A 12,569-nucleotide genomic window follows, 5' to 3' on the forward strand; every position below is an offset into this window, starting at 1 on the left:
GTTGTTGCGTTATTGTGCGAGACGCGCCTTCAGCGTAGCCAGCACGTCGGCGGGCGCCACGGCGGTGGCGGCTTCGTCTCGGCGGCCCTGGAATTCCAGCTTGCCTTCCTTCAGGCCGCGGTCACCCACCACCACGCGGAACGGCACGCCGATCAGCTCCCAGTCGGCGAACATCGCGCCGGGGCGCTCGCCGCGGTCGTCCAACATCACGTCGATGCCGGCGGCGACCAGCTCGGCGTGCAGGCGGTCGGCTTCCTCGCGCACGGCGTCGGACCGGTCGTAGCCCACGGGGCAGATCACCACCTGGAACGGCGCGATCGATGCCGGCCAGATGATCCCGCGCGCATCGTAGTTCTGCTCGATGGCCGCACCCAGGATGCGCGTGATGCCGATGCCGTAGCAGCCCATCACCATCGGCTGCGTCTTCCCGTTCTCATCGAGGAACGTCGCATTCATCGCCTCGGAGTAGCGCGTGCCCAGCATGAAGACGTGACCGACTTCGATGCCGCGGCAGATCGCCAGCGTGCCCTTGCCGTCCGGCGAGGCGTCGCCTGCCACCACATTGCGCAGGTCGTAGACCTCCGGCTCGGGCAGATCGCGGCCCCAGTTCACGCCAGTGAAGTGGTAGTCCTCTTCGTTGGCGCCGACCACGAAATCGCTCATCGCGGCCGCCGTGCGATCGGCCACCACCTTCACGGGCAGCTTCGTGCCGACCGGACCCAAATAGCCCGGCCGCGTGCCGAACGCACGCAGGATTTCGCCTTCGGTGGCAAAGCGGAAGTCGGCAAGGCCCGGCACCTTCGATGCCTTGACCTCGTTGAGTTCATGGTCGCCGCGCAGCAGCAGCAACCAAATCTGGGGCTCGCCGCCCTCGACTTCGGTGGCCAGCACGATGGATTTGATCGTGCGCTGCAGCGGAATACCCAGTTGCTCGGCCACGGCCTCGCACTTGGCGCGGCCGGGCGTATGCGTCTTGGTGAGCGCTTCGGTGGCAGCGGCACGCGGTGCGGCCGGGGCGACGGCTTCAGCAGCCTCGATGTTCGCGGCGTAGTCCGAATCCGGGCAGTAGATGATGGCGTCTTCGCCCGTGTCGGCAATCACGTGGAATTCGTGCGAGCCCGATCCGCCAATCGCGCCGTTATCGGCCGCCACGGCGCGGAATTCCAGGCCAAAGCGCTGGAAGATGCGCGTGTACGCGTCGTACATCTTCTGGTACGACACCTTCAGGCCCTCGGCGTCGCGGTCGAAGGAGTACGCGTCCTTCATCGTGAATTCGCGGCCGCGCATGATGCCGAAACGCGGGCGGCGCTCGTCGCGGAACTTGGTCTGGATCTGGTAGAAATTGACGGGCAGCTGCTTGTACGAGCGAATTTCAGTGCGGGCGATGTCGGTCACCACCTCCTCCGACGTCGGCTGCATGACGAAGTCGCGCTCGTGGCGATCCTTGAAGCGCAGCAGCTCGTCGCCCATCTTGTCCCAGCGGCCGGTCTCCTGCCACAGCTCGCCCGGCTGCACCACCGGCATCAGCACCTCCACCGCGCCGGCGGCATTCATTTCCTCACGCACGATCTGCTCGACCTTGCGGATCACGCGCAGACCCACGGGCATGTACGTATAGAGGCCCGCGCCAAGCTTCTTGATCATGCCGGCACGCATCATCAACTTGTGCGAGACGATCTCCGCGTCAGCGGGCGCTTCCTTGAGCGTGGAAATGAAGAATTGGGACGCTTTCATGCGACTGACAATAAGGGATGACGCGACCAACCAAAGCCGCGAAAACAAGGGCAAAAGCCACCGGAATCAGGAGATGAGACGAGGCGCCAGGCGCACATTCGCGCAATCGGCACCCCTCCCCCAGGAGGCGCGAGTGAGCGGCAACATTTCGGCTTCTGTGACAGCCGAGCGACGGGCCGCTCTATAATCGGCGTAATTCTAAAGTATTCGAGGTGCAGTCATGCTCGATCGTGAAGGCTTCCGCCCGAACGTCGGCATCATCCTCATCAACGCAAGAAACGAGGTGTTCTGGGGCAAGCGCATTGGCGAGCACTCCTGGCAGTTTCCACAAGGCGGCATCAAATACGGCGAAACGCCCGAACAAGCGATGTTCCGCGAACTGCACGAAGAAGTCGGCCTGTTGCCAGAACACGTCCGGATCGTCGGTCGCACGCGCGACTGGCTGCGGTATGAGGTGCCGGACAAGTTCATCCGCCGCGAAATACGCGGCCACTATCGGGGCCAGAAACAGATCTGGTTCCTGCTGCGCATGGTCGGTCGCGACTGCGACATCCAACTGCGTGCTACCGAGCATCCGGAATTCGATGCTTGGCGGTGGAGCCAGTACTGGGTGCCGCTCGAAGCCGTCATCGAGTTCAAGCGCGAGGTGTATCAGCTGGCGCTGTCGGAGCTTTCGCGCTTCGTGCAGCGTCAGACCCGCGCGCCGCTCTCGCCCTACGGGCGCGGCGGCCAGCACCGAGAGCGCGACGGACGCGACGCGCGCGATAGCCGCGAACGCTCCAGCGACCAGGGCGGCCGGAACGAACAGCACGCCCAGCCGGCCCTGACCGTCACCACCACGACGGTCATCGTCGAGACGGTGAGCGTATCCGCGCCGACCCCCTCCTCCCCCAACCCTGACGACACGGCTCCCAAGGACAATTCGTGAATCTGATGACGACGACACGTGGAGCGCGCCGCGCTCTCGTGCCGCTCGCGCTGGCGGCTGCGCTGGCGCTGACGGCATGTGGCCATAACCGCACCGGCGACCTCGAAGACAAGCTGTTGATGGACCCGTTCAACGACAAGCCCTTCAAGGAAGACGCCGTCACCTTCCCGGCCCCGCCAGTCGATCGTGATGCCGTGCCATTCGATGTGGGCGGCCGAAGCGACTCGCCGCTGCGCTTCGCCATCGATCCGAAATCGGTGTCGATCGGCAAGGACAACGTGGTGCGCTACACCGTGCTGATCACCAGCAAGACCGGCGCGCGCAACGTGAACTACGAAGGCCTGCGCTGCGACACAGCCGAGCGGCGCATCTATGCAACGCTGCGCAACGATACCAACCAGTGGATCGGTAACCGCGCGGTCGACATGAACGAAACGGCGAATACCGAGTCCGCCAGCATGAACGCCTACAAGCCCGCCACGGATTGGCAGCGTGTCGGCAATGGCGGGCCGACGGACTATGCGTCGGCGCTGATGCGCTCGTACTTCTGCGACGTGCGCTCGGTAGCGGGAGATGGGAAGGCTTCTAAGCTAGTGCAGCGGCTGGGGCAGAGTGGGCGGTATTTCGGGCCCTGAGGGGCAGACACCGGCATACCGCGTGCGCTCAAGCACAAAGGCCAACCTCGCAAGGTTGGCCTTTTCTATCGATGCTCAGCCGAGTGGCTGGATCAGAGCAGCACTAGGTTATCCCGGTGCACCAGTTCCGCAGCGCTGACGTAGCCCAGCACCGCCTCGATCTCGGAAGATGCCTTGCGCGCGATCAGCCGAGCCTCTGCCGATGAATAATTCGTCAGCCCGCGGGCAACTTCCAGCCCCGCCGCATCCACACACGAAATCACCTCGCCGCGCGCAAACTCGCCCTGCACTTCGGTCACGCCGATCGGCAGCAACGACTTGCCGCCGGCAGTGAGTTTCTCGACCGCACCGGCATCCAGCACCACGCGACCGCGCAGCTGCAGATGGTCAATCATCCACTGCTTGCGTGCCGCCATCCGCCCGGTCGGCGCGCGAAGTTGCGTGCCAATGGCCTCACCGCTCGCCAGTCGCGCAAGCACATCAGCCTCGCGACCCGAAGCAATGATGGTGTGCGCGCCCGATTTGGCCGCCCGCTTGGCCGCCAGAATCTTCGTCAGCATGCCGCCCTTGCCGATGCTCGAACCGGCGCCGCCGGCCATCTGCTCCAGGTCCGGCGTACCGGCCTGCGCCTCATCGACAAAGCGGGCGCCCGGGTCCTTGCGCGGGTCGGCGGTGTACAGGCCGCGTTGGTCCGTCAGGATGATCAGCGCATCGCCTTCGATCAGGTTGGTGACAAGCGCGCCAAGCGTGTCGTTGTCGCCGAACTTGATTTCATCGGTGACGACGGTGTCGTTCTCGTTGATGATCGGCACGACACCGAGGCTCAGCAGCGTGAGCAGCGTGGAGCGTGCGTTGAGATAGCGCTCGCGATCGGCCAGGTCGCCATGCGTGAGCAGCACCTGGGCCGTGCGGATGCTGTGCCGCGCGAACTCGGATTCGTACACCTGCGCCAGCCCCATCTGCCCGACGGCGGCGGCGGCCTGCAGCTCGTGGATTTCCTTCGGGCGCTTGGCCCAGCCCAAGCGCTGCATGCCCTCGGCGATGGCGCCCGAGCTGACCAGCACGACTTCCTTGCCCGCCGCCCGTAACGCCGCGATCTGCGCGGCCCAGCGGGCAATGGCGGCCTGATCGAGGCCACGGCCGTCGTTGGTAACCAGGCTGGAACCGACCTTGACGACAAGGCGGCGCGCATCGGCAATCAGCGAATGCAGGGCCATGGTGGGCGCGTCTCCGAAGGATGTTTGTTGTGTTTAGGCTTGATCGTCGTGGTCGACGTTGTGCAGTGTCGGGTCCAGACGCTGGTCGGGTGCGGCTGCGGCTGCATCCTCTTCGGCGCGCAGCTCGTCGAGGTATTCCTGGATCGCGTGCACAAGCGCCTGCGTGCCATCGTGCGTCAACGCAGAAATCCGGTGCACCGGGCCCTTCCACTTGAAGCGCTTCACGAAATCCTTCACGCGCGCCTCGCGTTCGTCCTCGGGCACCATGTCGAGCTTGTTAAGCACGAGCCAGCGCGGCTTGTCGAAGAGTTCAGCGTCGTATTTCTTCAGCTCGCCGACGATCGCCTTGGCTTCGGCAACCGGGTCGACGCTCTCGTCGAACGGGGCGAGATCCACCACGTGCAGCAGCACGCGCGTGCGTTGCAGGTGCCGCAGGAACTGGTGACCCAGACCGGCGCCTTCCGCTGCGCCTTCGATCAGGCCAGGGATGTCGGCCACCACGAACGATTTCGACGGGCCCGTCCGGACCACGCCCAGGTTCGGGTGCAGCGTCGTGAACGGGTAGTCGGCAATCTTCGGGCGCGCGTTCGAAATGGCGGTGATCAGCGTCGACTTGCCGGCATTCGGCATGCCGAGCAGACCCACGTCGGCCAGCACCTTCAACTCCAGGCGCAGGTTGCGACGCTCACCGGCCTTCCCGTCGGTCTTCTGGCGCGGAGCGCGGTTAGTGCTCGACTTGAAGTGGATGTTGCCCCAACCGCCTTCGCCGCCCTGCGCGAGGCACAGGCGCTGGCCGTCGATCGTCAGGTCGGCGATCAGCTCTTCCGTGTCGGCATCGTAGATGGCCGTGCCCACCGGCATGCGCAGGGTAATGTCGTCGCCAGCAGCGCCGTAGCAGTCCGCACCACGGCCGTTCTCACCGTTGCGCGCGAGATGCTTCTTGGCAAAGCGGTAGTCGATCAGGGTGTTGATGTTGCGGTCAGCCACGGCCCACACGCTGCCGCCACGCCCACCGTCGCCGCCGTCGGGCCCGCCAAACGGGACGAATTTCTCGCGGCGCATCGAGGCGCTGCCGTTGCCGCCGTCACCAGCGATCACTTCGATCCGGGCTTCGTCGATGAACTTCATGGAGGTCTCCGCCCGTGCGGCGTGCGCACGGCAGGTAAAAGGAAATCGGCGCCACTCGCGCCATCGCTAACAGAACGCGCCTGGAAACATGCGCCAAGACGCAGCGTACCGCCCAGGATCAGGGTCGCGTTTTGTTAACGGCCAGAAACGAAAAAGCCCCGCACGGGTGCGGGGCCTTTGCACTACAAGGCTGAATCAGGCCGCCGGAACAACGTCGACGAACTGCTTCTTGCCTTCGCCGCGGTTGGCGAACTTCACGTGGCCATCGACCAGCGCGAAGAGGGTGTGGTCCTTGCCCATGCCCACATTCACGCCAGCGTGTGTGCGGGTGCCGCGTTGGCGGACGATGATGCCGCCAGCGTTGATGGCTTGACCGCCGTACACCTTCACGCCCAGGCGCTTCGACTCGGAATCGCGGCCGTTCCGTGTGGAACCGCCGCCTTTTTTCTGTGCCATGACTGAACTCCTATCCGGTTACGTAGACGACGCAGCCTTAGGCCACGATCGAGTCGATACGCAACTCGGTGTAATTTTGACGATGCCCTTGGCGCTTTTGATAGTGCTTACGACGGCGCATCTTGAAGATGTGCACTTTGTCGTGACGACCGTGGGAGATGACGGTGGCTTTGACGGCAGCCCCGCTCACCAGCGGCGCACCAACCTTGAGTTGGTCGCCGGCGCCCACTGCGAGCACCTGGTCAAGCGTGATTTCTGCGCCAACGTCCGCCGGTATCTGTTCTACTTTCAGTTTTTCGCCAGCAGCAACCTTGTATTGCTTACCGCCGGTTTTTACGACCGCGTACATTGTCGGACCTCGATAAAAGAACTAAAACGTGACTCTTGTGCCGCTCGACGCCCGCATGCGCGGGCAACGAACACAGAGAACTCGTGATTATACAAGAAAAACCCAAGCAAATCAAAGGCTAATGCGTTACGGGCGTGCTGCGCCCGCGCAACGCGCCCGCCACGTCAAGCGTGGTGCGCCGGGCCATCGGGCAAACCACCTTGTTGCTCTATAATCTCGCGGTTTTTTGCGCAGCATCGTACGCGCCCAAGTTGACCACCAGCCACACGCTTTTCTGTCGGAATTCGCCTTGACCCAGACCTCCGCCTCCGTCCTGCTCGCCCCTGTCGCTGAAGACATGCGCGCCGTCGATGCCGTGATCCGCCGCCGCCTGGGCTCGGAGGTGGTGCTGATCAATCAGATCGGCGAATACATCGTCAGCGCCGGCGGCAAGCGCCTGCGCCCGGTGATCCTGCTGCTGGTAGCAAACGCGCTTGGTTACAAGGGCGAGCATCAGCACGAACTGGCCGCCGTGGTCGAGTTCATCCACACGGCCACACTGCTGCACGACGACGTGGTTGACGAATCCGACCTGCGCCGCGGCCGAAAGACCGCCAACGCCGTGTTCGGCAACGCGGCAAGCGTGCTGGTGGGCGATTTCCTGTATTCGCGCGCCTTCCAGATGATGGTGCAGGCCAACAGCATGCGCATCATGCAGATCCTGGCCGACGCAACCAACATCATTTCTGAAGGCGAGGTCCTGCAACTGCTGAACATGCATGACCCGGACGTGACGGAAGAGCGCTACCTCCAGGTCATTCGCTACAAGACCGCCAAGCTGTTCGAGGCAGCTGCCCAGATCGGCGCCGTGCTCTCGGACGCGGACGCCGCCACTGAAGAAGCCGCTGCCGAATATGGCCGCCGCATCGGCACCGCGTTCCAGATCGTCGACGACCTGCTCGACTACACGTCCACCGCTGACCAGATGGGCAAGAACGCCGGTGACGACCTGCGCGAAGGCAAGCCGACACTGCCGCTCATCCACCTGCTATCGAACGGCACGGAAGAGCAGCGAGCACTGGTGCGCCAAGCCATCGAGCAAGGCGGCACGGAACATTTCGATGCGATCTTCGCTGCCATTCAGGCTTCCGGCGCGCTGGAGTACACGCGCCAGGCCGCCGAGCGCGAAGCCGCCGCAGCTGAAGCAGCGGCAAACGCATTACCCCCTTCCCTTTTCCGCCAGACACTGATAGACTTGTGTGCTTTCTCGCTGCAACGTCAGTCCTGACACGCACGAGATCTGCGAAGAAGCATCGGGGTGTAGCTTAGCCTGGTAGAGCGCTACGTTCGGGACGTAGAGGCCGGAGGTTCGAATCCTCTCACCCCGACCAGAAATTCCCTTGTCGATCAAGGACATCAAGCCCAGCAATTGCTGGGCTTTTTTGTTTCTGAATGGCCATCTGATGGGGATCTACGGTTGCGGCACGCGCAACGGGCGCCCGCAACGGCGGGGCAAACCCCTCTGTTATAGTGGGCGCTTCGCTGCCCCTCCCCTCCCGCTTTGGACTCTTGGCCGCTCTGGGCACAAATTGGCGCCGTCGTGCTGCTGTTGTGCTGCTCCGCCTTCTTCTCGATTTCCGAAACCGCGATGATGGCGCTCAACCGCCATCGCCTGCGGCATCTTGCCAAGTCCAACGTATCGGGCGCGCGCAATACGCAGCAGTTGCTCGGTCAGACCGACAAGCTGCTCTCGCTCATCCTGATCGGCAACAACCTGATCAACACCGCCGTGCCGGTGCTGATCACCACCCTGGCGATCCACTACTTTGGCAACAACGGAACGACGCTGTCGATCGCCACGGCCATCGTGGCGTTTCTCATCATCGTGTTCGCCGAGATCGCCCCGAAGATCGTGGGCGCGACCTATCCCGAACGCGTTGCGTTTCCCGCCAGCTTCATCATCAAGCCGCTGCTGCAGATTTCGACGCCGCTGGTGGCGGTAGTCAACGCGTTTGCCATGGGTGTGCTCAGATTGGTGCGCATCAACACGCGCAAGGCGCCGGAGCAGCGCATGTCGACCGAGGAACTGCGTACGCTGGTGCTGGAATCGGGCAACTTCATCCCGCACAAGCACCGCAGCATCCTGCTCAACCTGTTCGATCTGGACGCCATCACCGTGGACGACGTGATGACGCCGCGCGCGCGGGTGGAATCGCTCGACCTGTCGCGCCCGATCGAAGAGGTCGTCCAGCAACTCGAGACCTGCTATCACAACAAGCTTCCGGTGTTCGAGCAGGACAGCGATCAGGTGATCGGCATCCTGCATGTGCGCAAGGCGCTGTCACTTCTGGGGCACACCGAACTCACGCACGACGATTTCCGTAGCCTGCTGGCCGAGCCCTATTTCGTACCGAGCGGCACACCCGTTTTCCGCCAGCTACAGTATTTTCAGGAGAACCGCCGCCGCCTCGGGCTGATCGTCAATGAGTACGGCGACATGCTTGGGCTGGTGACGCTCGAAGACATCATCGAAGAGATGATCGGCGAGTTCACCACCACGCTGCCCAACGCCGGCAAGCTGGCGTGGGACAAGGAAGGCACTTATCTTGCGGATGCGGGAATGTCGTTGCGCGATCTGAACCGGCGCCTGGGCCTGAGTCTGCCGACCGACGGCCCGAAAACGCTCAACGGGCTGCTACTGGAAGAGCTGGAAGAGATTCCCGAGGCGACGGTCAGCGTGAAGATCGCGGGCTGCGTGATGGACATCGTCCAGATGGACAGTCAGTCGATCCGCACGGTGCGACTGCATCAGCCGCCGCAGCCAAAGCGTAGTTGACGCCACACCTGAGGCCGAACGCTTCAGTTGGAGCGGTTTTCTGCCGATGTGGCACAAATGCAAGCTGCGCTTTGATGTGCGCTTTACAAATGCAGGGGCGGTCGGCAAACTGCCCCGGTTCCGGGCACCACCCCCCACGAATGGGTGGGGTACCGGCGGCAGAACATAGAACAATCGCCTTGGGGGGCGAGCGCGCGCAGGAGGCGGTGGGGCCCGGCGCGCGCTGAAATGGTCAGCTTCAGCCTGACGGACTGGACTCATGACACTCGGACTTGCTCTAGCGCAGAGCCGGCGGATCGCGCCGACGCTACTTACCCAACTCGAACAGAGCGCGCGTGAAAAACGCACGCAACTGATCGACGAACTGGTGGGCAGCGGGATCATGAGTGCGCACGACCTCGCCGTGTTTGTGGCCGGCAAGTACCAGATGCCGCTGCTCGACCTTGCGCAGTACAAGCTCGACACCGTGCCGGCCGTGCTGTCGGCCAACAAGCACTTTGCCCAGTTGCGCCTGTTGCCGCTGGGCCGTCGCGAGAACCGCCTCATCCTCGCCACGTCCGACCCGAGCGATCCGAAGCCGATCGAAGAGCTGCGTCAGAAGATGAACGTAGCCATCGAAACGGTCATCGTCGAACACGACAAGCTGGTTCGCCAACTCAGCCTCGCCAATGAGGCGCCGGCCGAGATCAAGTCGCTCTTCCCCAAGCAGGAGGCCACGCAGATCGAATACGATGCGGGCGCTGCCGCCGCCACGCGTCGCACCACCCCCGACGGCATCGACGATGCCCCTGTGGTGCGCTTCCTGCAGAAGCTCTTTACCGAAGCCTTGCTGCGCGGCGCATCGGACTTGCATTTCGAGCCCTTTGAAACGTTTTACCGCGTACGTTTCCGCATCGACGGCATCCTCGCGCAGGTCGCGCAGCCGCCGCTGGATATCCGCGACAAGATCGCGACCCGCATCAAGGTGCTCTCGCGCCTGGACATCTCGGAAAAGCGCGTGCCGCAAGACGGCCGCATGAAGCTGCTCATCACCGTCCCGAAAGACCGCAAGGACAAGGACAACAAAGAGACGATCGAGCGCGCCATCGACTTCCGGGTGTCGACGCTGCCGACGCTGTTCGGCGAAAAGATCGTGATCCGGATTCTGGAGTCGTCCACCGAGCGGCTCGATATCGACCAGCTTGGCTATGAGCCGGAGCAAAAGCAGTTGCTGCTCGACGTAATCAAGCGGCCGTACGGCATGGTGCTGGTGACGGGGCCAACCGGATCGGGCAAAACCGTGTCGCTGTACACGTTCCTGAACAGGCTGAACCAGGGCGACATCAATATCTCCACCGCCGAAGACCCAGCGGAAATCCAGTTGCCCGGCATCAACCAGGTCAACGTGAACGACAAGGCTGGGCTGACCTTTGCGGCGGCGCTGAAGTCGTTCCTGCGGCAGGATCCGGACATCATCATGGTGGGCGAAATCCGAGATCTGGAGACGGCCGACATCTCGATCAAGGCTGCGCAGACCGGTCACCTGGTGTTTTCCACGCTGCACACCAACGACGCACCGACCACACTGACCCGCCTGATGAACATGGGGGTGGCGCCGTTCAACATCGCGTCGTCGGTGCTGATGATCACGGCGCAGCGTCTGGGGCGCCGGCTGTGCAAGGATTGCAAGAAGCCGGGTCCGCTGCCCAAGGAAACGCTGCTCGACGCGGGTTTTACCGAAGCGGACCTCGACGGCTCCTGGCAGCCGTATCACCCGGTCGGTTGCGAAACCTGCAACGGCAGCGGCTACAAGGGCCGGGTCGGCATCTACCAGGTCATGCCGATTACCGAGGCGATCCAGGAAATCATTCTCACGCATGGCACGGCGCTGCAGATTGCCGAGCAGGCGCGCAAAGACGGCGTGATGTCGCTACGCGAATCGGGCCTGCGAAAAGTGAAGCAGGGGCTGACTTCCCTCGAGGAAGTGCTGGCCACAACGAACCAATAACCTTCTCGATCAATCGTTCCCATACCGGGGGGTAGGAACCAACCATGGCCACACGAGCACCCGCCGCGAACCGCGCGGCCGCAGCGCCCAATCGCACGACCGGCAAGACCGCCAAGACCAAGGCGCCCACGCAGTACATCTTCGAGTGGGAAGGCAAAGATCGGAAAGGCAAGATCTTCAAGGGCGAGATGCGCGCCGAGAGCATCACCGAGGTGAATGCCATCCTGCGCAAGCAAGGCCTGTCGATCACCAAATCCAAGCGCCGCCGCGCGGCCCGCGGCAAGAAGATCACGCCGAAGGACATCGCCTACTTCACGCGCCAGCTGTCGACCATGCTGAAGGCCGGCGTGCCGCTGCTGCAGTCGATCGACATCATCGCAAAGGGCCACGCCAACCCGAACTTCACGCAACTGCTGACGGAAATCCGCGTCGATATCGAGTCGGGCAGCAGCATGGCGCAAGCCTTCCGCCGTCACCCGAAGTACTTCGACACGCTGTACTGCAACCTGATCGACGCGGGCGAGCAAGGCGGTATTCTGGATGCGCTGCTCGAGCGGCTTTCGCTGTACATGGAAAAGTCCCTCGCACTGAAGGCGCAGATCAAGTCGGCCCTGATCTACCCGATCTCGGTGCTGACGGTGGCCTTCCTAGTGACCGTGGTGCTGATGATCTTTGTGGTGCCGTCGTTCAAGGGCGTTTTCTCCGGTTTCGGTGCCGATTTGCCAGCCCCGACGCTGTTCGTCATTGCGATATCGGATTTCTTCGTCAAGTGGTGGATACCGATCGTGCTGGGCCCCATCGCCGGCATTGCACTGTTTTCGCGCGCATTCAAGCGATCTGAAAACGTCCAGCGTTCGACGCATCGCTTCATCCTGAAGATTCCCATCTTTGGCGACATCATCCGCAAGGCAACCATTGCTCGCTGGACGCGTACGCTGGCTACCATGTTCGCAGCCGGTACGCCGCTCGTGGAGTCGATGGAGTCGGTCGCCGGGGCCGCAGGCAACTGGATCTACCATGATGCGACCCTCGAGGTTCAGCAAGCGGTACGTATCGGCACGAGTCTCACCAACGCCATGCAAGCGACACACGTGTTCGACAACATGGTCCTGCAGATGACGCAGATCGGTGAAGAGTCCGGCGCCCTGGACAACATGCTACTGAAGGTGGCGGAGTTCTACGAGCGCGAGGTGGACGATGCGGTCGCCAACATCTCGACTCTGATCGAACCCATCATCATCGTCTTCCTCGGCGTGCTAATCGGCGGCATGGTGGTGGCGATGTATTTGCCGATCTTCAAGCTTGGTACGGTGGTCTGAC

At 63.0% G+C, this 12,569-nt stretch carries 11 protein-coding genes and 1 tRNA gene; 7 read left to right on the plus strand and 5 right to left on the minus strand.

Features of this window, described 5'->3' with window-relative positions; translation table 11 throughout:
• Positions 1–9 precede the first annotated feature (9 nt).
• On the minus strand, positions 10–1,734 hold the full coding sequence (locus ACUXH0_RS18305; protein ID WP_004633012.1) for a proline--tRNA ligase: 1,725 nt from the start codon (positions 1,732–1,734) through the stop codon (positions 10–12).
• 220 nt (positions 1,735–1,954) lie between these two features.
• Here ACUXH0_RS18305 and ACUXH0_RS18310 point away from each other — a divergent pair, with 220 nt between their 5' ends.
• Complete coding sequence (locus tag ACUXH0_RS18310) at positions 1,955–2,662, plus strand: RNA pyrophosphohydrolase (RefSeq protein ID WP_012436454.1); 708 nt, start codon at positions 1,955–1,957, stop codon at positions 2,660–2,662.
• A 5-nt stretch (positions 2,663–2,667) separates the two neighbouring features.
• Positions 2,668–3,297 carry a CNP1-like family protein gene (locus ACUXH0_RS18315; protein WP_012436455.1) on the plus strand — a complete coding sequence of 210 codons (630 nt, stop codon included), beginning with the start codon at positions 2,668–2,670 and terminating at the stop codon, positions 3,295–3,297.
• 92 nt (positions 3,298–3,389) lie between these two features.
• On the opposite strand, the gene proB is transcribed toward ACUXH0_RS18315, so the two are convergent.
• The 4 genes from proB to rplU form a co-directional block, all read right to left on the minus strand.
• Positions 3,390–4,514 carry a glutamate 5-kinase gene (gene proB, locus ACUXH0_RS18320; RefSeq protein ID WP_012436456.1) on the minus strand — a complete coding sequence of 375 codons (1,125 nt, stop codon included), beginning with the start codon at positions 4,512–4,514 and terminating at the stop codon, positions 3,390–3,392.
• A 33-nt stretch (positions 4,515–4,547) separates the two neighbouring features.
• On the minus strand, positions 4,548–5,642 hold the full coding sequence (gene obgE / locus ACUXH0_RS18325) for a GTPase ObgE (RefSeq protein ID WP_012436457.1): 1,095 nt from the start codon (positions 5,640–5,642) through the stop codon (positions 4,548–4,550).
• A 195-nt stretch (positions 5,643–5,837) separates the two neighbouring features.
• Positions 5,838–6,098: a 50S ribosomal protein L27 gene (gene rpmA / locus ACUXH0_RS18330; protein ID WP_004633021.1), complete on the minus strand. Its 261-nt coding sequence runs from the start codon at positions 6,096–6,098 to the stop codon at positions 5,838–5,840.
• Between the two features lie 37 nt (positions 6,099–6,135).
• Complete coding sequence (gene rplU, locus ACUXH0_RS18335; protein ID WP_004633023.1) at positions 6,136–6,447, minus strand: 50S ribosomal protein L21; 312 nt, start codon at positions 6,445–6,447, stop codon at positions 6,136–6,138.
• A 337-nt stretch (positions 6,448–6,784) separates the two neighbouring features.
• On the opposite strand from rplU, the gene ispB reads away from it, so the two are divergent.
• The 5 genes from ispB to ACUXH0_RS18360 all read left to right on the plus strand — a co-directional run bounded on the left by ispB (position 6,785) and on the right by ACUXH0_RS18360 (position 12,568).
• A complete protein-coding gene (gene ispB / locus ACUXH0_RS18340) occupies positions 6,785–7,714 on the plus strand; it encodes an octaprenyl diphosphate synthase (RefSeq protein ID WP_049768047.1) in 930 nt (309 codons plus the stop codon).
• Between the two features lie 26 nt (positions 7,715–7,740).
• Positions 7,741–7,817, plus strand: a tRNA-Pro gene (locus ACUXH0_RS18345).
• Positions 7,818–7,987: 170 nt separating this feature from the next.
• Positions 7,988–9,262, plus strand: a complete 1,275-nt coding sequence (locus tag ACUXH0_RS18350; protein WP_012436459.1) for an HlyC/CorC family transporter — start codon at positions 7,988–7,990, stop codon at positions 9,260–9,262.
• Between the two features lie 259 nt (positions 9,263–9,521).
• A complete protein-coding gene (pilB, locus tag ACUXH0_RS18355) occupies positions 9,522–11,249 on the plus strand; it encodes a type IV-A pilus assembly ATPase PilB (protein ID WP_004633029.1) in 1,728 nt (575 codons plus the stop codon).
• Between the two features lie 44 nt (positions 11,250–11,293).
• Complete coding sequence (locus ACUXH0_RS18360) at positions 11,294–12,568, plus strand: type II secretion system F family protein (protein WP_004633031.1); 1,275 nt, start codon at positions 11,294–11,296, stop codon at positions 12,566–12,568.
• Position 12,569 lies beyond the last annotated feature (1 nt).

It is taken from the genome of Ralstonia sp. 110700041-2, assembly GCF_056280165.1.

Coding starts and splice junctions, on each gene's coding strand:
- ACUXH0_RS18315 (WP_012436455.1), top strand. CDS start 2,668: ATGACGACGACACGTGGAGCGCGCCGCGCTCTCGTGCCGCTCGCGCTG.
- rpmA (WP_004633021.1), bottom strand. CDS start 6,098: ATGGCACAGAAAAAAGGCGGCGGTTCCACACGGAACGGCCGCGATTCC.
- ACUXH0_RS18305 (WP_004633012.1), bottom strand. CDS start 1,734: ATGAAAGCGTCCCAATTCTTCATTTCCACGCTCAAGGAAGCGCCCGCT.
- proB (WP_012436456.1), bottom strand. CDS start 4,514: ATGGCCCTGCATTCGCTGATTGCCGATGCGCGCCGCCTTGTCGTCAAG.
- rplU (WP_004633023.1), bottom strand. CDS start 6,447: ATGTACGCGGTCGTAAAAACCGGCGGTAAGCAATACAAGGTTGCTGCT.
- obgE (WP_012436457.1), bottom strand. CDS start 5,642: ATGAAGTTCATCGACGAAGCCCGGATCGAAGTGATCGCTGGTGACGGC.
- ispB (WP_049768047.1), top strand. CDS start 6,785: ATGCGCGCCGTCGATGCCGTGATCCGCCGCCGCCTGGGCTCGGAGGTG.
- pilB (WP_004633029.1), top strand. CDS start 9,522: ATGACACTCGGACTTGCTCTAGCGCAGAGCCGGCGGATCGCGCCGACG.
- ACUXH0_RS18310 (WP_012436454.1), top strand. CDS start 1,955: ATGCTCGATCGTGAAGGCTTCCGCCCGAACGTCGGCATCATCCTCATC.
- ACUXH0_RS18360 (WP_004633031.1), top strand. CDS start 11,294: ATGGCCACACGAGCACCCGCCGCGAACCGCGCGGCCGCAGCGCCCAAT.